General features: G+C 63.6%; 21 protein-coding genes. 15 read left to right on the top strand and 6 right to left on the bottom strand.

The features are described 5' to 3' along the window. Positions 1–100 precede the first annotated feature (100 nt). The 3 genes from NX862_RS05825 to rpmE all read left to right on the top strand — a co-directional run bounded on the left by NX862_RS05825 (position 101) and on the right by rpmE (position 2215). Complete coding sequence (locus tag NX862_RS05825; RefSeq protein ID WP_264492941.1) at positions 101–1351, top strand: DNA polymerase IV; 1251 nt, start codon at positions 101–103, stop codon at positions 1349–1351. A gap of 259 nt (positions 1352–1610) precedes the next feature. Continuing rightward, positions 1611–1982 (top strand): 50S ribosomal protein L19, encoded by a 372-nt coding sequence (rplS, locus tag NX862_RS05820; protein WP_264492940.1) that lies wholly within the window; start codon positions 1611–1613, stop codon positions 1980–1982. 11 nt (positions 1983–1993) lie between these two features. Next, positions 1994–2215: a 50S ribosomal protein L31 gene (rpmE, locus tag NX862_RS05815; RefSeq protein WP_264492939.1), complete on the top strand. Its 222-nt coding sequence runs from the start codon at positions 1994–1996 to the stop codon at positions 2213–2215. A gap of 62 nt (positions 2216–2277) precedes the next feature. Here the strand turns inward: rpmE and NX862_RS05810 are convergent, their stop codons facing one another. Next, positions 2278–3141: a calcium-binding protein gene (locus NX862_RS05810; RefSeq protein ID WP_264492938.1), complete on the bottom strand. Its 864-nt coding sequence runs from the start codon at positions 3139–3141 to the stop codon at positions 2278–2280. Between the two features lie 81 nt (positions 3142–3222). Between NX862_RS05810 and NX862_RS05805 the strand changes: the two genes are divergently transcribed. The 3 genes from NX862_RS05805 to NX862_RS05795 all read left to right on the top strand — a co-directional run bounded on the left by NX862_RS05805 (position 3223) and on the right by NX862_RS05795 (position 6297). Further along, positions 3223–3633 carry a hypothetical protein gene (locus NX862_RS05805; RefSeq protein ID WP_264492937.1) on the top strand — a complete coding sequence of 137 codons (411 nt, stop codon included), beginning with the start codon at positions 3223–3225 and terminating at the stop codon, positions 3631–3633. Between the two features lie 69 nt (positions 3634–3702). Further along, on the top strand, positions 3703–4512 hold the full coding sequence (locus tag NX862_RS05800) for a division plane positioning ATPase MipZ (protein ID WP_264492936.1): 810 nt from the start codon (positions 3703–3705) through the stop codon (positions 4510–4512). Between the two features lie 300 nt (positions 4513–4812). Further along, complete coding sequence (locus NX862_RS05795; RefSeq protein ID WP_264492935.1) at positions 4813–6297, top strand: malonate--CoA ligase; 1485 nt, start codon at positions 4813–4815, stop codon at positions 6295–6297. A gap of 176 nt (positions 6298–6473) precedes the next feature. Here NX862_RS05795 and NX862_RS05790 read toward each other — a convergent pair whose 3' ends face one another. Further along, complete coding sequence (locus NX862_RS05790) at positions 6474–6845, bottom strand: ArsR/SmtB family transcription factor (RefSeq protein ID WP_264492934.1); 372 nt, start codon at positions 6843–6845, stop codon at positions 6474–6476. A gap of 191 nt (positions 6846–7036) precedes the next feature. Between NX862_RS05790 and NX862_RS05785 the strand changes: the two genes are divergently transcribed. The 5 genes from NX862_RS05785 (at position 7037) to NX862_RS05765 (ending at position 9610) form a co-directional block, all read left to right on the top strand. After that, positions 7037–7420, top strand: a complete 384-nt coding sequence (locus NX862_RS05785) for an AtpZ/AtpI family protein (RefSeq protein ID WP_264492933.1) — start codon at positions 7037–7039, stop codon at positions 7418–7420. A 1-nt stretch (position 7421) separates the two neighbouring features. After that, entirely contained in the window at positions 7422–8165 is a 744-nt protein-coding gene (locus NX862_RS05780; protein WP_264492932.1) for a F0F1 ATP synthase subunit A, read from the top strand. Between the two features lie 32 nt (positions 8166–8197). Beyond that, positions 8198–8440 carry a F0F1 ATP synthase subunit C gene (locus tag NX862_RS05775; RefSeq protein WP_264492931.1) on the top strand — a complete coding sequence of 81 codons (243 nt, stop codon included), beginning with the start codon at positions 8198–8200 and terminating at the stop codon, positions 8438–8440. Between the two features lie 71 nt (positions 8441–8511). Then, the gene (locus NX862_RS05770) at positions 8512–9048 is read left to right on the top strand and encodes a F0F1 ATP synthase subunit B' (RefSeq protein ID WP_264492930.1); all 537 of its coding nucleotides are present in this window, start codon (positions 8512–8514) and stop codon (positions 9046–9048) included. 4 nt (positions 9049–9052) lie between these two features. Continuing rightward, on the top strand, positions 9053–9610 hold the full coding sequence (locus NX862_RS05765; protein WP_264492929.1) for a F0F1 ATP synthase subunit B family protein: 558 nt from the start codon (positions 9053–9055) through the stop codon (positions 9608–9610). Between the two features lie 67 nt (positions 9611–9677). Here NX862_RS05765 and NX862_RS05760 read toward each other — a convergent pair whose 3' ends face one another. Together NX862_RS05760 and NX862_RS05755 are read right to left on the bottom strand one after the other, a co-directional pair. After that, the gene (locus NX862_RS05760) at positions 9678–10331 is read right to left on the bottom strand and encodes a YiaD family glycine zipper/OmpA-like lipoprotein (RefSeq protein ID WP_264492928.1); all 654 of its coding nucleotides are present in this window, start codon (positions 10329–10331) and stop codon (positions 9678–9680) included. A gap of 101 nt (positions 10332–10432) precedes the next feature. Then, entirely contained in the window at positions 10433–11245 is an 813-nt protein-coding gene (locus NX862_RS05755) for a methylated-DNA--[protein]-cysteine S-methyltransferase (protein ID WP_264492927.1), read from the bottom strand. A 78-nt stretch (positions 11246–11323) separates the two neighbouring features. Here NX862_RS05755 and nth point away from each other — a divergent pair, with 78 nt between their 5' ends. Beyond that, entirely contained in the window at positions 11324–11971 is a 648-nt protein-coding gene (gene nth, locus NX862_RS05750; RefSeq protein WP_264492926.1) for an endonuclease III, read from the top strand. Further along, on the top strand, positions 11958–12941 hold the full coding sequence (locus NX862_RS05745) for an adenosine kinase (protein ID WP_264492925.1): 984 nt from the start codon (positions 11958–11960) through the stop codon (positions 12939–12941). Before nth ends, NX862_RS05745 begins: the two co-directional genes overlap by 14 nt. 212 nt (positions 12942–13153) lie before the next feature. On the opposite strand, the gene NX862_RS05740 is transcribed toward NX862_RS05745, so the two are convergent. Beyond that, positions 13154–13972, bottom strand: coding sequence for a sulfotransferase family protein (locus tag NX862_RS05740; protein ID WP_264492924.1), 819 nt, complete (start codon positions 13970–13972; stop codon positions 13154–13156). A gap of 150 nt (positions 13973–14122) precedes the next feature. On the opposite strand from NX862_RS05740, the gene NX862_RS05735 reads away from it, so the two are divergent. Together NX862_RS05735 and NX862_RS05730 are read left to right on the top strand one after the other, a co-directional pair. After that, positions 14123–15700 (top strand): DUF5928 domain-containing protein, encoded by a 1578-nt coding sequence (locus NX862_RS05735; protein ID WP_264492923.1) that lies wholly within the window; start codon positions 14123–14125, stop codon positions 15698–15700. Positions 15701–15707: 7 nt separating this feature from the next. Next, complete coding sequence (locus NX862_RS05730; RefSeq protein ID WP_264492922.1) at positions 15708–16082, top strand: HIT domain-containing protein; 375 nt, start codon at positions 15708–15710, stop codon at positions 16080–16082. Between the two features lie 237 nt (positions 16083–16319). On the opposite strand, the gene NX862_RS05725 is transcribed toward NX862_RS05730, so the two are convergent. Continuing rightward, positions 16320–17279, bottom strand: a complete 960-nt coding sequence (locus NX862_RS05725) for a TerC family protein (protein ID WP_264492921.1) — start codon at positions 17277–17279, stop codon at positions 16320–16322. Between the last annotated feature and the right edge of the window lie 63 nt (positions 17280–17342).

Genomic DNA, 17342 nt, shown 5'->3' with positions numbered 1-17342 from the left:
CGGGCAAGGGGGTGCCATTCGCACTCATCCCTAACGACCAAGGAAATCAACGGCTTGCCCTCTGCTTCCCCCTTGGGGCGCGACGTGATATTCTGCCGCCATGCCCAGCCTCTGCCGCGATTGCCTGACCCTTTTCCCGGCCGGAGCCCGCTGCCCCGCCTGCCGGTCGCCGCGGCTTGTGGCCCATTCCGAACTGACCGCCCTGACCATCGCCCATATGGATTGCGACGCCTTTTACGCATCGGTCGAAAAGCGCGACAATCCGGCCCTGCGTGATCAGCCGGTCATCGTCGGCGGCGGGCATCGCGGGGTGGTGTCGACCTGCTGTTACCTGGCGCGGATCAAGGGCGTGCGGTCCGCCATGCCGATGTTTCAGGCGCTGAAGCTGTGCCCCGAAGCCGTCGTCGTCAAACCGCGTTTCGCCGCCTATACCGAGGCCTCTCGCGCCATCCGTGCCATGATGGAGGCGCTGACCCCCGCCATCCAGCCGCTGTCCCTGGACGAGGCCTTTCTTGACCTGACCGGGACCGAGCGTCTGCACGGCGCCCCGCCTGCGGTGCTGCTGGCCGGCCTGACGCGGCGGATGGAGGTCGAATTGGGCCTGACCGGGTCGGTCGGCCTGTCGCACAACAAATTCCTGGCCAAGATCGCCAGTGATCTGGACAAGCCGCGGGGGTTTTCGGTGATCGGGCGCGGCGATACCGACGCTTTCCTGAAGGACAAGCCGACCAAGATCCTGTGGGGCGTCGGCACCGCCACCCAGGCCGCGCTGGAACAGGCCGGCATCCGCACCCTGACCGACCTGCGGCGCTGGGACCGCGGCGACCTTTCCGCGCGCTTTGGCCAGATGGGAGAGCGGCTGTTCCACCTGGCCCGCGGCGAGGATCACCGGCGGGTCGAGCGGGACGAAAAGCTGAAGTCGATCTCGAAGGAGACCACTTTTTTCGAGGATACCTCGGACCCCGACCTGTTGGACGGCCATATCTGGCGGCTGTCCGAACAGGTGGCCGACCGCGCCAAGGCCAAGGCTTTGGGCGGCCGGACCGTGACGCTGAAACTGAAGAAGTCGGACTTTCAGACCGTGACGCGGCGCCATTCCCTGACCGATCCGACTCAGCTGACCGACCGCATCTATCGCGCCGCAGCCGACCTCTTCGCCCAGGCGCCCAAGGGTCCGTTTCGGCTGATCGGCGTGGGGATTTCCGACCTGGCCCCCGAGGCCGCTTGCGACCTGAGCCATGACCTTCTGGACCCCGACGCGGACAAGCGCGCCAAGGTCGAGCGCGCCGCCGATGCGATCCGCGCGAAATTCGGCCATGAGGCGATACTCAAGGGCCGCGCCCTGCGCTAGATCCCCTTATTCCCTTGACCCGGCCCCCCCCACGCGGTATCCGCCCCCGGTCCGGGGAGAAATCCCGTCGGACCGATTCCTTTTGGCCCAGGCCCGACCCACTTCGACCGGGCGCCCCAGGGGGAAGCGACAAGACAAAGCAGGCAGCATCTCCGGCGGGCGCTTTCCTCTTGAAAAAGGGGGTGCGGACCCGAACGAAGTCCAGGAGCTCTGATGCGGCATCACCTCTGCGGCACACCGCAGGCAACAGGAGACAGCGATGAATCTGATCGCTCAACTCGAAGCCGAACAAATCGCGGCTTTGGGCAAGAACATCCCCGACTTCCGTCCGGGCGACACCATCCGTGTCGGCTACAAAGTGACCGAAGGCACCCGCACCCGTGTTCAGGCCTATGAAGGCGTCTGCATTGCCCGCAAGGGTGGCGCGACGATCTCGGCCTCGTTCACCGTGCGCAAGATCTCGTTCGGCGAAGGCGTGGAACGCGTCTTCCCGCTGTATTCGACCAACATCGAGGCGATCGAAGTGGTCCGTCGTGGCCGCGTGCGTCGCGCCAAGCTGTATTACCTGCGCGATCGTCGCGGCAAATCGGCTCGGATCGTCGAAGACACCAACTACAAACCCAAGGCTTGAGGAGAGGCGCGATGAAGCAGGGCATTCACCCCGAATATCACACCATCACCGTCAAGATGACCGATGGGACCACCTTCCAGACCAAGTCGACCTGGGGCAAAGAGGGCGACCAACTGGCGCTCGACATCGACCCGCTGTCGCACCCGGCCTGGACCGGCCAGTCGGCCCGTCTGATGGACACCGGCGGCCGCGTGTCGAAGTTCAAGAACAAGTATGCCGGCCTGGGGTTCTGAACCCTTCCGCCGCAAAGACTCGGGGCGCCCTTGCGGCGCCCCTTTTCATTTCGAATAGCCGGTCAGACGAACTGGAAGTCGGCCGCCGTCAAATTGCCGATCGCGATGGCGTCGATGACGACCCGGGCCGCCCCCAGCTCGACCCAGACCGCGGTCCCATGGGTGGTGATCACCAGATCGGCAAAGCCCTGGCCCGCCGTCACGTCAAAGCGGAGGATGTCGCTGCCGTCCTGGAAGTCGAAGATCCGGTCGCGGCCCGAGGTCTCGTTGAACATGAACACATCGGCCCCGTCGCCGCCAATCAGCCGGTCGTTGCCCTTGCCGCCGACCAGCAGATCACGCCCGTCGTCGCCGCGCAGCTCGTCCGTCCCCATGCCGCCATACAGCTTGTCCGCCTCTGACCCGCCGCCCAGCGTATCCGCGCCCGCGCCGCCCAAAAGCGTGTCATTGCCGCCATTGCCCATGACGCTGTCCGACCCCCTGTAGGAATCGACATAGTCGTCGTCCGAAGACAGGGTGATCACATCGGCAAAGGCAAGGACTTGGTTGGACAGGGCCCTGTCGTCCTCCGTCGATGGCGTCAGGGCGAAGAAATAGAGGTCTTGCAGCGAAATCTTGAAATCGCGGAACTCGTAGTTGTAAAACCACTCGTCGGTAAAGCTGTCTTGAAAGAAGTTGTATTGCGCGGTGATGAAGCCCGAAAGCGGCGTGTCTTCATCCCGAAACTCAAAACCGAAGCCGTAGTATTCGTGGGTGAACTGGCCTTTGGCATCGGCGAAATCCAGCCAGACCACATCTTCGTAGGTCACGCCGTTCAGGATCACATAGGCATTGTCCGTGAAGCCACGGGAAAGCGCGGCGGTGATGTCTTCAAAAAGGTTGATACTGCGGGTGTCCAACACGTTATAAGCATTAATCTCGGCCATGCGCGATGTCTCTAAATCTGGCATCATGAATTCTTGATTTATTAACTATTTGCCCCACCCCTGTGCTGTCAAGGAAACCCGATGCGCGCCCTTGCCCTGTTGCTTTTGTGGACCTGCGCCGCCTCTGCCCAGGGGGTCGAGGCCTTTGCCGGGCTATACGGCTCGGCCAGCGACCCTGCGACCTCTTGTGCCGCGAACCCGCACCGGATCGACTTCATCGCTCAGCCGCCCCATGCGTTCTTGACGTGGCAAACCCCTTGGATCGACGCGCAAGGCGCTGAAATCACGATGCGCCGCTTTGACCTGGAGGCAATCGAGGGCCGCAAGCTGACCCTGCGCGAAGAGGGCGGGGCGCGGCTGGCGGATGGGTCGCGCCCGACCTGGGTCCTGCGCCTGACCACGGCACCCGCGGGCTATTGCTGGGGCCGCGCCGATTGGCCCGTGGTGCGCTGCGAGAACCAGCAGGTCTTGTGCAGCGCGCCCACTTCCTAGGGCAGGCGACCTCGTGACCCTTCCCTAAGCGCGCCCGGGCCCTTATACGGGGCGAAAAAGGGGGCCCTCATGGCGCATATCATCGTCGTCGGCAATGAAAAGGGCGGCTCGGGCAAGTCGACCACCTGCATGCATGTGGGCACGGCGCTGGCCCGGGCGGGGTTCCGCGTTGGCGTGCTGGATCTGGACTTGCGGCAAAAGAGTTTCGCGCGTTACGTCGAAAACCGCCTGGCCTATCTGGCGAACACCGGGCTGAACCTGCCGTCGCCGGTCTATATGGACCTGCCCGAAGTCGCCCCCGAGGCCCTGGCCGAGGGCGAGAACATCTATGACCGCCGCCTGTCCGAGGCCGTGACCACGCTGGAGGCGACCTGCGACTTCATCATCATCGACTGCCCGGGCAGCCACACGCGCCTGTCTCAGGTGGCGCATAGCCTGGCCGATACGCTGATCACGCCGATGAACGACAGCTTTGTCGATTTCGACCTTCTGGCCCGAGTCGACCCCGAGACGGGCAAGGTCAAGGGCCCCTCGATCTATTCAGAAATGGTCTGGTCGGCGCGGCAGTTGCGCGCTCAGGCTGGGCTAAAGCCGATCGACTGGGTCGTCTTGCGCAACCGTTTGGGCGCGCAACAGATGGTCAACAAGCGCAAGGTCGGCGCGGCATTGGAGGAACTGTCGCGCCGCATCGGGTTCCGCGTCGCGGCGGGGATTTCCGAGCGCGTCATCTACCGAGAGCTGTTCCCCCGCGGCCTGACGGTGATGGACCTGAAGGACACCGGCGTCGATCAGCTGAACATGTCGAATGTGGCGGCACGGCAAGAGGTCCGCGACCTGGTCAAAGAGCTTAGGCTCCCAGGGGTTGACCATACGCCCTGAACAGACCCCGACGCGCGCGATGCCGCGTTTCCCGTGACAGGATGCGGTCCAGGCGCAGGGAAAAGGCATCGGGCGCCCTGTCCTTGGGGCGGGTGAACCGGGCGATCAGGCTGTGGATCAGCGACATGGTGGGCTCCTTCTGGTCGGTCCAGATTTGCGACCAAGCGGGGCCGAAACGTGGCAGGCCCGGGGCCTTGGCGCGGAGTATCCCCGGCCAAGGGAAACAGTCCGTTTCCAGCGGGCCGTTTCCAGTGGACGAGGCGCGCGGGCCATGGCAGCAAAGCCGGTGGAGGTGCCGCCATGAACCCGCTTTACGATGCCCTGTTTGCACCGCTGGCCCGTCGCCAAGGCCCACTGATGACGCTGGCCGATGACGGCGTGGTCACGGCCCAAGCGTTTCATGCGATGATCGCGGGCTATGCGGGCGCCCTGCGCGCCCTTGGTGTCCAGCCCGGGGACCGCGTCGCCGTGCAGGTGGCCAAGTCGCCTCAGGCGCTGGCCGTCTATGCCGCGACCGTGACGGTTGGCGCAGTCTTTCTGCCACTGAACACCGCCTATACGCCCGCCGAGATCGCCTATTTCATCGCCGACGCCACGCCCGCCCTGTTCCTGTGTGACCCCGCAAGGGCCGAGACGCTGCGCCCCGTGGCGGGCCAATCCCGACTAGAGACCCTTGGGCCACAGGGTGAGGGCTCGTTTCAGGGCCAGCCCCCGTCGACCCCAGAGCCTCTGGTTGTCACGCCCCGCAGGCCCGATGACCTGGCCGCGATCCTTTACACCTCTGGCACAACGGGGCGGTCCAAGGGGGCGATGCTCAGCCATGGCAACCTTTTGTCCAACGCGCAGGCGCTGGCCGCGCTTTGGCAGTTCACAGACCGCGATGTCCTGCTGCACGCCTTGCCGATCTTTCACACCCATGGGCTTTTCGTGGCCAGCAATGTCAGCCTGCTGACGGCTGGACAGATGATTTTTCTACCCGGTTTCGACCTGGATCAGGTGCTGCGCCTTTTGCCGCAAGCCACGGTGATGATGGGGGTGCCGACCTTTTACACCCGGCTTTTGTCGGATGCGCGCTTTGACCGGACCGCTGCGGCGCATATGCGGCTGTTCATCTCCGGCTCGGCGCCTTTGCTGGCCGAAACGCATCGCGCGTTCGAAGCCCGCACCGGCCAGCGCATCCTGGAGCGCTATGGCATGACGGAAACCAACATGAACACCTCGAACCCTTATGACGGAGAGCGGCGGGCGGGGACGGTCGGGCTGCCTTTGCCGGGGGTCGATCTGCGGATCATGGGCGCGGCGGGCGATGTCGCGCCGGGAGAGGTCGGCATGATCGAAGTGCGCGGCCCGAATGTGTTTCAGGGCTATTGGCAGATGCCGGAAAAGACCGCCGAAGAGCTGCGCCCGGATGGCTGGTTCATCACCGGCGATCTGGGGATGATCGAAGACGGCTATGTCTCGATCGTGGGGCGGGCAAAGGACCTGGTGATCTCGGGCGGGTATAACATCTATCCGAAAGAGGTCGAGCTTCTGCTGGATGCCGTGCCGGGCGTGGTGGAAAGCGCGGTGATCGGCCTGCCGCATCCCGACCTGGGCGAGGCGGTCTTTGCGGTGATCGTGGGGGATGTGAAGGCCGAGGCGGCTTTGGCTGCAATTGCTGGCGACCTGGCGCGGTTCAAACAGCCCAAGGCGGCGGTTGTGGTGGCGGACCTGCCAAGGAACACCATGGGCAAGGTGCAAAAGAACCTGCTGCGCGAAAGCTACAAGGGTTGGTTTGCGGGCTAGCCGCCGGGGGCGCTGCCCCCGGACCCCCAGGATATTTTTGAAAAGATGAAAAACCGGGGCGCGCGCTTGAAGCATGCTGCGAGCTGCGTCTCCCCTTTCATCTTTTCATAAATATCCCACGGAGGGGTCCGGGGAGGTGTGAAACCTCCCCGGGGTTTCCGGCAGCGGGCCGCTTGTCAGCTGTGCGCGGGCGGCGGGTCGGCTTCATCGGCGAGCTCTGCCAGTTCGACCGCCAGAAACCGTTCGAAAGAGTCGAGGTCTACGGGGTCGAACTGGCCGAAGCCCTGCATCCAGACCGAGGCCGGGCCAAGCGCCAGGGGCTCCAGCTTGCACCATTTCACGCGGCCGGTTTTCTCTTGGCTGATCAGGCCAGCTTCGGTCAGGACCGACAGATGCTTGGAGATGGCCGCCAGCGACATCTGAAAGGGCTCTGCCACATCGGTCACGGCCATGTCGTCCTCCAGCAGCATGCGCAGGATCGCCCGGCGGGTCGGGTCGGCCAAGGCTGCGAAGACAAGGTCCAGCGGATTGGGCGGGGTTTCGGTCATCGGGCGACTTTGCGGGGGGAAAGGGCCAAGGTCAACCGGTTGGTTGAATATGCGGCGGGGGAGGGGACGAGGGGGCCACCCGCTCTGACCTGTTGTTTTTCAATGACTTAGGTTGCGTTATTCATTGCATAACCTTGGTTGACTCTTTGCCCCCCTGTTCTTAGTTTGCGCCCGAACGACATGAGGGCTTTATGACCCCGGACCCTGATCCTGAACGGCTGGCGGCGCTGGAAGCGCGGATTGCGGCCATGAAGGGCAAGGCGGGGGTGAAAAGGCCCAAGAAGGTCTCGGGTTTCTCGCAGGGCGAGATGGCCTGGAGGATGGTGATCGAGCTTGTGACCGGCATGCTTTTGGGCATGGCAATCGGATACGGGCTGGATTGGCTGACGGGAACGCAGCCCATTTTCCTGGTGATCTTTGCCATGCTGGGCTTTGCGGCTGGTGTGAAGACCATGCTGGGCACCGCAAAGCAGATGGCGACACAAGAGGCGGCCTCGGCCGCCACGGCACAGATGGCGGCCAAGGCCGACATGAAAAATACCGCGGCCAAGGCCGCAGGGGACGAAGGGGAATAACATGGCGGAAGAAGGCGGTCTGCAGATCCATCCGATGGACCAGTTCCAGATCCATTCGCTGTTTGGCGGTGACATCGGTATGTTCACGCCCACGAACCAGACCCTGTGGCTGGGCATCACCGTTCTGGCGATCTCGGCCCTGATGCTGGCGGCTTCGGCTGGCCGCTCGATGATCCCGGGGCGCGTGCAGTCGATCGGCGAGCTGTTCTACGGCTTTATCCATGACATGGTCGAAGAAGTCGCTGGCCACGACGGGGCGAAGTTCTTCCCCTATGTGATGGCGCTGTTCACTTTCATCCTCTTCTCGAACCTGCTGGGCCTTCTGCCCATGTCCTTCTCTCCGACCTCGCATATCGCGGCGACGGCGACGCTGGCGATCATGGTTTTCCTGACCGTGACCCTGGTGGGGATCTGGCGCAAGGGTCTGGGGTTCCTCGCGATGTTCTGGGTTTCGTCGGCGCCCCTGGTGCTGCGCCCGGTTCTGGCGGCCATCGAAGTGATCTCTTACTTCGTGCGCCCCCTGTCTCATTCCATTCGTCTTGGCGGCAACATCATGGCCGGCCATGCGATGATCAAGGTTTTCGCGGGCTTTGCTGGCGTGATGGGTGTGGCCTCGGTCCTGCCGATCGCTGCCATCGCCGCGATCTATGGCCTCGAACTTCTGGTCGCTGTCGTGCAGGCCTATGTCTTCACGATCCTGACCTGTGTCTATCTGCGTGACGCCGTCGGCGAAGCGCATCACTGAAACCAACCTCTAACGCAACGAAGGAGCTTCCCATGGAAGACGTCGCTCAATTCGCCCTGATGGGCAAATACATCGGTGCCGGTCTGGCAACCATCGGTCTCGGCGGTGCTGGCATCGGCGTGGGCAACATTGCCGCCAACTTCCTGGCCGGCGCCCTGCGCAACCCCTCGGCCGCTCCGGCCCAGACCGCCAACTTCTTCGTGGGCGTGGCCTTCGCCGAAGCCCTGGGGATCTTCTCGTTCCTGATCGCTCTGCTCCTGCTGTTCGCAGCTTGATCTTTCGGAACTGAATCCAGCGGCCGGGCGGGGTGATCCCGTCCGGCCGGTTTTCATCGCTGGAGGACCCCATGGCGACGGAAGAGACCGCACATGCTGCGGCTGAGGCAGCCCACCAAGCGGGCATGCCGCAACTGAATTTCGCGACCTGGCCGAACCAGATTTTCTGGCTCGTCGTGGCCATGGTCGTCATCTGGTTCGTGCTGGCGAAAATCGCCCTGCCGCGGATCGGGGGCGTTCTGGCCGAACGCAAGGGCGCCATCGCCAAGGACCTGGCCGCAGCCGAAGAGCTGAAGTCCAAGGCCAAGGCAGCCGAGGGCGCCTATACCGCCGCGCTGGACCAGGCGCGGGCCGAGGCGGCCAAGATCATCGCAGCGACCAAGGCCGAGATCCAAAAGGAACTCGACGCGGCCACTGCCGAGGCGGATGCCAAGATTTCGGCCAAGGCTGCAGAAGGCGAAAGCCGGATCGCAGAGATCCGCGCCGGGGCCGAAGCTGCCGTGGCCGAAGTGGCCAAAGACACCGCAGGCGCCCTGGTTTCGGCCCTGGGTGGTTCGGCGGACGAGGCGGCGATTGCTTCGGCAGTTTCCGCCCGCGTGAAAGGGTAAGGATATGAAAAAGCTTCTGACCCTTGGATTGATGCTGGCGGCCTCTCCTGCCCTTGCGTCATCGGGCCCCTTCTTCAGCCTGCGCAACACTGACTTCGTCGTGCTGTGCGCCTTTCTGCTGTTCGCCGGCGCGCTGATTTATTTCGGCGTGCCCGGGATGATCGGCCGCATGCTGGATGACCGCGCCAACACGATCAAGAACAGCCTGGACGAGGCGCGCGTGCTGCGCGAAGAGGCCCAGGCGCTGTTGGCCTCGTATGAGGCCAAGTCGCGGGAAGTGGCCGCCCAGTCGGCCCGCATCGTCGACTCGGCCAAGGCCGAGGCCCAGGCGGCCGCCGATCAGGCCAAGGCCGATCTGGCCAAGGCCATCGCCCGCAAGCTGGTCGCCGCCGAAGAGCAGATCGAAAGCACCGTGAAATCGGCTGAATCCGCGGTGCGGGATCGGGCGATCTCGGTTTCGATTTCGGTCGCGGCCGAAGTGCTGAAGGCCCAGATGACGGCAGAGCAGGCGGCGGCTTCGATCGACGCCTCCATCGGCCAAGTGGCCGCGCGTCTGCACTAAGCGACCCAACAGATTGGAAAAGGCCCGGGGTCGCTCCCGGGCCTTTTGCTTTTGCGACTTGGTCCTATCAGGACTTGGGCCGCACCAGGATTTCCACCCGGCGGTTCTTGGCCCGCCCGGCCTCGGTTTCGTTGCTGGCAACCGGCTGATTGAAGCCCTTGCCATAGGTCACGACCCGCGCCGCAGGCACGCCCGCCGACAACAGCAGCGAGGAGACCGCATAGGCGCGGCGTTCCGACAGGTCCTGGTTCAGCGCGGCGGTGCCCACGTTGTCGGTATGGCCCACGACTTCGATGTTCGAATTCGGATAGGTGACAAGGTTGGCGGCAATCGACTGGATGTCGCGGCCAAGGTCGGGGCGGACATTGGCCGAACCGGTGGCAAAGGTCACATCCTGCGGCAGGTTCACCAGCAGGTAATCCCCCATATTGGTCACGGTGATGTTCGGATTGCCCAAGTTGGCGCGCATGTCGGCGGCTTGTTTGTCCAGCGTCGCGCCGATGCCGGTGCCAATGGCCCCGCCAATCAGCGCGCCGCGCAACGCGCCCTCGCCCCGGTCATCGGAAAAGGCGGCGCCCAACAGCGCTCCGCCGACGACACCGGCGATGGCGCCGTTCTGGGCGCGGTAATTCGGGTCTTGAATACGGTCCGTGGGCGCACCGCAGGCGGTAAGCGCCGTCAGCGCGGCCATCGACAGGCCAAGGGTCTTCTTTGCAAACATTCTGCTGCCTCTTTCACAAAGGCCCCGGGGGGCCGCGGCGCCTTATACCACGCGCGCATGGCAGGGCGAAGGGGATGGGCGGGCTCGGCAGGTTCTTGCCGTCAGGCCTCCAGCCGGGCGGCCTCATAGGCCAGAATCGCGCGTTTGACGGGCAAGCCCCAGTGATAGCCGCCAAGGGCGCCATCGCGGCGCAAGGCCCGGTGACAGGGGATCAGATACGAGATCGGGTTGCGCCCCACCGCCGTCCCCACCGCCCGCACCGCCTTTGGCGCGCCGATGGCCGTGGCAATGTCGCCATAGGTCGTGACATGGCCCGAGGGGACACGCAACAGCGCCTCCCAGACCTTGATCTGAAAGGGCGCCCCGATCAGATGCAGATGCGCGCCCTGCCCGCCGAAGGCTTGGCTGACCCAATCGCGCAGCCGGGCGGGGTCCTCGCGGGTTTCAGCGCCCGGCCAGCGGGTCAGAAGGTCGGGCAAAGCGGCCTCGCCCATCTCGGCGGCGAAACCCATGCCGCACAGGCCCTTGTCGGTCCCCGCCGCCACGATCCGACCAAAGGGGCTGTCAAACCACCCCCAGTGGATCAGACCCGGGCCGCCCTTGGCATAGTCGCCGGGCGTCATCGCCTCCCAGGTCAGGAACAGGTCATGCAGCCGCCCCGGCCCGGAAAGCCCCGTGGCCATCGCGGTTTCCAGCACGGTATGGCGCGTGGCCAGCATCCGCTTCGCCTGATCCAGCGCCAGGTATTGCTGATACTTCTTCGGACTGACCCCAACCCAGGCCGAGAAGATGCGCTGGAAATGCGCCGGGCTCATCTCCATCCGCGCGGCCAGCGCCTCCAGCCCAAGGCCCGGCGCGGCGTCGATCTCGCGCAGGGCGCGGGCGATAACCTGATAGTGATAGCTGTGTTCCATAAGCCGAAGGTAAGCGGGCCTTGGGCGGCACGACACCCGATTCTTGCGCAAAGCCCCGGGGACAGGCATAGGAGAGGCATGAAACAGCTGGATTACCTGACCCTGAAGGCGATCTTCGCCCGGTTTGCGGAGTTGAACCCCGAACCGAAAGGAGAGTTGCATCACACCAACGCCTTCACCCTGTTGGTCGCCGTGGCGCTTTCGGCGCAATCGACCGATGTGGGGGTGAACAAGGCGACGGCGAACCTGTTCCCGGTGGCCGATACGCCCGCGCGTATGCTGGCCTTGGGCGAGGCGGCCCTGACCGAGCATATCAAGACCATCGGCCTTTTCCGCAACAAGGCGCGTAATGTGATCAAGCTGTCGCAGCGCCTGATCGACGATTTCGGCGGCGAGGTGCCCTCGTCGCGCGCGGCCCTGACCAGCCTGCCCGGCGTGGGCCGCAAGACGGCGAACGTGGTCTTGAACATGTGGTTCGGCCAGCCGACCCAGGCTGTGGACACCCATATCCTGCGGCTGGCCAACCGCACCGGGATTTGCCCGGGCAAGGACGAATTGGCCATCGAACGCGCCATCGAAGACCATATCCCGGCCGAATATCAGCATCACGCCCACCACTGGCTGATCCTGCACGGCCGCTATATCTGCACCGCCCGAAAACCCCGCTGCGGAATCTGCCCGATCCGGGAGTTCTGCCTTTTTGAGGACAAACATGAAAACCTATGACGTCGTCGGCATCGGCAATGCCATCGTCGATGTGATCTCTCCGGCCGATGACAGCTTTCTGGAGCTGATGGGCATTCAGAAAAGCATCATGCAGCTGGTCGAGCGCGAACGCGGCGAGATCCTTTATGGCGCCATGTCGGAACGCCGCCAGATCCCGGGCGGGTCGGTTGCGAATTCCCTGGCGGGCCTCGGGAACCTCGGGCTGCGGACCGCCTTCATCGGGCGGGTGCATGACGATGCGCTGGGGCGGTTCTATGCCCAGACCCTGGCCGAGGGCGGCACGGATTTCGTCAATGCTCCGGTGGCGGGGGGCGACCTGCCCACCTCGCGGTCGATGATCTTTGTCTCGCCGGACGGTGAGCGCAGCATGAACACCTATCTGGGGATTTCCTCGGACTTGGGGCCCGAGGATGTGTCGGACGATGTGGCAGGGGCCACGAGCCTCCTGTTCCTGGAGGGATACCTCTACGACAAGCCCAAGGGGAAACAGGCCTTTGAACGCGCGGCCAAGCTGTGTCAAAAGGCCGGCGGCAAGGCGGGGATTGCGCTGTCCGACCCCTTTTGTGTCGACCGCCACCGCGACGACTTCCGCCGCCTGGTCAAGGACCTCGATTTCGTGATCGGCAACGAACACGAATGGTCGTCTTTGTATCAGACCGACCTGTCGGCGGCGCTGGAACAGGCCTCACGCGATGCCGGAATGGTGGCCTGCACAAGGTCGGGCCATGAGGTGATTGTGGTGCGCGGTGACGAACAGGTCGTGGTGCCAGTGAACCGCATCGTGCCGGTCGATGCCACCGGCGCGGGCGACCAATTCGCGGCAGGCTTCCTTTACGGGATCGCCACGGGGCAAAGCCTTGCCACCTGCGGCCGCATGGGCTGCGTCGCCGCGGCCGAGGTCATCAGCCACTACGGCGCACGCCCCGAAACTGACCTGAAGGCGCTGTTCCGGCAACATGGGCTGATCTGACACATGTCGCAGGGGGGCGCTGCCCCCCTCGGCCTGCGGCCTCACCCCCCGGGATATTTATGAAAAGATGAATGGAAAAGGCGCGGCGGGACGTGCCGAAAAGCGGCCGGGGCGCGCGACTTTGGCCCTGCACTCCTCTTTCCATTCATCTTTTCATAAATATCCCACGGGGGTCCGGGGGTGTGAAACCCCCGGACCCGTTGCAAAACCGATCACTCGCCCAGCTTGGCGTGAACCTCGGCCAAGTCGACCTCTGCCGTGGGCATCTTGTTGCCCGGATTGTCGAAGTCGTATTTGAACAGCTGGAAGTCCTTCTTGTAGATCTCCCAGACCAGATGACGGCTGAGGTCGTCGAAATAATCCTCGACCGGATGGGCGCGGGCGGGCCCATGGCCTTCGCTTTCGTTAAAGCGCGGGATGGTCTTCAGGTCGATGGCGTGCTTGGGCGCCATCTTGTCGATGACCTTTTGCATCCCCTCGTTGAACTTCTCGGTAAAGAAGATCTGGTCATAGCGCCCGCCATTCACGATGAAGGTCGAGATATGGCCGCTCATCGCGCTCCAGTGGATATCGGGTTCCATCGGCTTCTTGAACCGGATGGTGTCGCGGGCGAACAGCAGAAACCGGCGGAACGAGGCGATCTGGTCGAAGTCCTCCTTGCCATCCGGGCCGCCGACCTCGATCCCGTATTTCTGCACCAGGGTCGGCACCAGATTGCCGCGATAGCGCCGGCCGTTCCGCTGGATGCCGCAGATCTTGTCGAAAAACGAGGACAGGATGCGGGTGTAGGGGTTGCGCACGCAGGTGAATGTATAGGTCTTGCGCGCCTTGACGACCTTTTCGATCAGGGGCTGAGAGGTCTCCATCGCCCATTTGTGCATCCCGCCGGTCGCATCATGGATGTCGCCGTCGAAAAACGTTCCATGATCGGCATAGAACATGATCTGCCCGATGGTCGAACAGGCGCATTTGGGCACCACGCGGTAGACCACGCTGCCACTTTCCGTCATCCAGGTGCCTGGAAAACCCATATCCTCGCCTCCTTCGCGGTCGTCGTGCCTTTGTGGCCCCAGACCACGGAAATTCTAGGGCGAAAAAAGCAAAGAATGTCTGTCTTTTCAATGTCCGATAAAGCTATCTAGGGCAACAAAGAAGCAAAGACCCGACGGATCGTTTCACTGATGGCGAAAATTGCCTATATTCTCCTGTGCCACAAGGACCCGGCCGGGATCATCGCCCAGGCCGAGCGGCTGACGGCTGCGGGGGATTTCATCGCCATCCACTTCGACGCCCGCGCCCGGCGCGAGGATTACGACCGCATCCGCGAGGCCCTGGCGACGAACCCGGCCGTGACCTTCGCCGCCCGCCGCGTCAAATGCGGCTGGGGGGAATGGTCCCTGGTCGATGCCACGCTGCAGGCCGTCGAAGCCGCGGTCGAGGCCTTTCCCCGCGCCACGCATTTCTACATGCTGTCGGGCGATTGCATGCCGGTCAAGACGGCGGAATATGCCCATAGCTTTCTGGATGCGACGGAATGTGACTATATCGAAAGCTTTGACTTCTTTGCCTCGGACTGGATCAAGACCGGGATCAAGGAAGAACGGCTGGTCTATCGCCACTATTTCAACGAACGCACGCAGAAGGGCTGGTTTTACCGCTCGATGGAGTGGCAAGAGCGGCTGGGCCTGCGCCGGTCGGTGCCCCATGACCTGCAGATGATGATCGGCAGCCAGTGGTGGTGCCTGCGCCGCCGCACGATCGAACTGGTCCTGGCCTTTTGCAAGGCGCGCCCGGATGTGATGCGCTTTTTCTCGACCACCTGGATTCCGGACGAGACGTTTTTTCAGACCCTGGTCCGCCATCTGGTCCCCGAGGTCGAGATCAGGGCCCGCACCCTGACCTTCCTGATGTTCACCGATTACGGGATGCCCGTCAGCTTTTACAACGACCATTACGACCTGCTGCTGGCTCAGGATTATCTGTTCGCCCGCAAGATCAGCCCCGACGCGCTGGAGCTGAAGGACCGCCTGGGCCGGCTTTACATCAAGGAGGGCCACCGGTTCGCCGTCTCGAACGAGGGGCGGAGCCTGTTTCACTTTCTGACGGGGCGCGGGCGGGTGGGGCGGCGGTTCGCGCCCCGGTTCTGGGAGACCGAGGCTTCCTTGGGCCGCAACCGGACGCTGTTGATGGTGACATGCAAGAAATGGCATGTGGCCAAGCGCCTGGTCGACCGGGTGCGGCAGGTGACGAATTTCCCGGCGGTGGAGTATCTGTTCAACGAGGCTTCGACCGCTCTGCCCGACCTGGGCGGCATCCAGTCGACGCTGGAAAAGCGCACCCGCCACCGGCGCGCGCTGGTGCGGATGCTGTTCGACTATTGGCAATCAGATGTGCTGGTGGTCTGCATCGACCCGGCCAATGTCGATCTGATGCAGGATTTCTACAACGACAAGGCCAAGGTGCGGCTGTTGGAGATCAACTGCGACTTCACCGATGACTACCTGATCGGCCATGCGAAACGCGTGGGTCTGGCGGCGGATTCGACCCCGCGTGAGGTGATCGAGCGGCTGTTGCCGACGATCCGCTATGACGTGCGCTTTGAAAGCGACCGCATCCGGGACGCGGGCTTTGCCGGGTTCTACCAGATCAAGCAGTCGGTCAGCGTCGATGAAAACACGGTGCCGCTGGCGGAATTCCTCGATATACCTGCGGCCAAGGCGCGCGAGATCGCTGCGACCTCTTACCTTTTCGTGGATTGAGACGCCCATGACCCAGACTGACTTCAGCTATGACCCGACCAATATCTTTGCCCGCATCCTGCGGGGCGAGATCCCGAACAAGACCGTTCTGGAGACGGCGCATAGCCTGGCCTTCCATGACATCCGCCCCCTGGCGCCGGTGCATGTGCTGGTGATCCCCAAGGGGGCCTATGTGTCGCTGGACCATTTCTCGGCCGAGGCCCCGGCCGAAGAGCTGGTGGATTTCCACCGGTGTGTGGCGCAGGTTGTGGCGATGCTGGACCTTGGCCCGGGGTTCCGGGCGATTTCAAACACGCGGGAGGCGGGGGGGCAGGAAGTGCCGCATTACCACCTGCATATCCTGGGCGGGCGGCATATGGGGCGGATGATCCAGCCGGAGTGACTGGGGCCGAGTGACTGGGGCCGAGTGACTGGGGCCGAGTGACTGGGGCCGAGTGACTGGGGCCGAGTGACTGGGACCCCAGTGATAGGGGCCCCTAATGACTGGGCGGCGTGAAAGCGGAAAGCCCGGGAGGGTTTCACACCCTCCCGGACCCTCCCGTGGAATATTTGTATCAATGTGAAAGCCAAAGGGGAGCGGCCGTGATGGTCGCGCCGCTCTTGATTTGGGGCCTGTGGCTTAGGGATGGGCGGGCGGGGCGCCGCGGGTTTTCCACAGCGAGACGGCGACACCGGTGGCCAGGATCACGAAAGTCACACCCAGCGAGAGCGAGGCGGGGAATTTGTCCCAACCCATCAGGTCGGCGATGAACAGCTTGGACCCGATGAAGACCAAGAGAATGGCCAGCGCATATTTCAGATAGGCAAAGCGGTGCAGGATCGCGGACAGCGCGAAGTAAAGCGCGCGCAGGCCAAGGATGGCGAAGATGTTCGACGTATAGACCAGGAAGGGGTCGGCGGTGATGGCAAAGACGGCCGGCACCGAGTCGACGGCAAAGATCAGGTCGGCGGTTTCCACCATGATCAGCGCCAGGAACAGCGGCGTCGCAAAGGTCACGCCGTTCTTCTTGGTGAAGAACTTCTCGCCGTCCAGGGTCTCGGTCAGGCGCATCCGGGCCTTCAGGAAGCGCACCACGGCATTGTCGGCCGGGTCATGGCTGTCCTTGGCGAACAGCATCTTGATGCCGGTGATGATCAGGAAGGCCGCGAAGACATAGAGGACCCAGTGGTATTGGGCGACCAGCGCCGCGCCAAGGCCGATCATGATGCCGCGCAGCACGATCACGCCCAGGATGCCCCAAAACAGCACGCGGTGCTGCAGGGCGCGGGGGATGGCCAGCGACGAGAAGATCAGCGCAATGACGAAAACGTTGTCCAGTGACAGCGACTTTTCCACCACAAAGGCCGTCAGATAGGCCGTCGCGGCGGGCGCCCCCATCTGATAGCCCACGAAGGCCGAAAAGCTGACACCCAGGGCGATATAGACAGCCGAGATGCGCAGGCTCTCGGCCACTTCGATCTCTTTGGCGCTTTTGTGGAACAGGCCAAGGTCGGCCGCCAAAAGGGCCAAGACCACGCTGATGAAGGTCAGCCACATCCAGGTGGGCGTGCCCATGAAGTCTGAAAGCAAATAGTCCAAGTCGAACCTCTCTGTTGGGCTCGAACGGGCGGGGCCCGATCGAGCTTTGCTCGATGCGGTCCG

The sequence above is a fragment of the Stagnihabitans lacustris genome (assembly GCF_025950525.1).
Classification (GTDB): Bacteria; Pseudomonadota; Alphaproteobacteria; order Rhodobacterales; family Rhodobacteraceae; genus Stagnihabitans.
The sequence above is the reverse complement of the archived record's forward strand: the minus strand, read 5'-3'. Positions and strand labels throughout refer to the sequence as shown.

Coding starts and splice junctions, on each gene's coding strand:
- NX862_RS05825 (WP_264492941.1), top strand. CDS start 101: ATGCCCAGCCTCTGCCGCGATTGCCTGACCCTTTTCCCGGCCGGAGCC.
- rplS (WP_264492940.1), top strand. CDS start 1,611: ATGAATCTGATCGCTCAACTCGAAGCCGAACAAATCGCGGCTTTGGGC.
- rpmE (WP_264492939.1), top strand. CDS start 1,994: ATGAAGCAGGGCATTCACCCCGAATATCACACCATCACCGTCAAGATG.
- NX862_RS05810 (WP_264492938.1), bottom strand. CDS start 3,141: ATGGCCGAGATTAATGCTTATAACGTGTTGGACACCCGCAGTATCAAC.
- NX862_RS05805 (WP_264492937.1), top strand. CDS start 3,223: ATGCGCGCCCTTGCCCTGTTGCTTTTGTGGACCTGCGCCGCCTCTGCC.
- NX862_RS05800 (WP_264492936.1), top strand. CDS start 3,703: ATGGCGCATATCATCGTCGTCGGCAATGAAAAGGGCGGCTCGGGCAAG.
- NX862_RS05795 (WP_264492935.1), top strand. CDS start 4,813: ATGAACCCGCTTTACGATGCCCTGTTTGCACCGCTGGCCCGTCGCCAA.
- NX862_RS05790 (WP_264492934.1), bottom strand. CDS start 6,845: ATGACCGAAACCCCGCCCAATCCGCTGGACCTTGTCTTCGCAGCCTTG.
- NX862_RS05785 (WP_264492933.1), top strand. CDS start 7,037: ATGACCCCGGACCCTGATCCTGAACGGCTGGCGGCGCTGGAAGCGCGG.
- NX862_RS05780 (WP_264492932.1), top strand. CDS start 7,422: ATGGCGGAAGAAGGCGGTCTGCAGATCCATCCGATGGACCAGTTCCAG.
- NX862_RS05775 (WP_264492931.1), top strand. CDS start 8,198: ATGGAAGACGTCGCTCAATTCGCCCTGATGGGCAAATACATCGGTGCC.
- NX862_RS05770 (WP_264492930.1), top strand. CDS start 8,512: ATGGCGACGGAAGAGACCGCACATGCTGCGGCTGAGGCAGCCCACCAA.
- NX862_RS05765 (WP_264492929.1), top strand. CDS start 9,053: ATGAAAAAGCTTCTGACCCTTGGATTGATGCTGGCGGCCTCTCCTGCC.
- NX862_RS05760 (WP_264492928.1), bottom strand. CDS start 10,331: ATGTTTGCAAAGAAGACCCTTGGCCTGTCGATGGCCGCGCTGACGGCG.
- NX862_RS05755 (WP_264492927.1), bottom strand. CDS start 11,245: ATGGAACACAGCTATCACTATCAGGTTATCGCCCGCGCCCTGCGCGAG.
- nth (WP_264492926.1), top strand. CDS start 11,324: ATGAAACAGCTGGATTACCTGACCCTGAAGGCGATCTTCGCCCGGTTT.
- NX862_RS05745 (WP_264492925.1), top strand. CDS start 11,958: ATGAAAACCTATGACGTCGTCGGCATCGGCAATGCCATCGTCGATGTG.
- NX862_RS05740 (WP_264492924.1), bottom strand. CDS start 13,972: ATGGGTTTTCCAGGCACCTGGATGACGGAAAGTGGCAGCGTGGTCTAC.
- NX862_RS05735 (WP_264492923.1), top strand. CDS start 14,123: ATGGCGAAAATTGCCTATATTCTCCTGTGCCACAAGGACCCGGCCGGG.
- NX862_RS05730 (WP_264492922.1), top strand. CDS start 15,708: ATGACCCAGACTGACTTCAGCTATGACCCGACCAATATCTTTGCCCGC.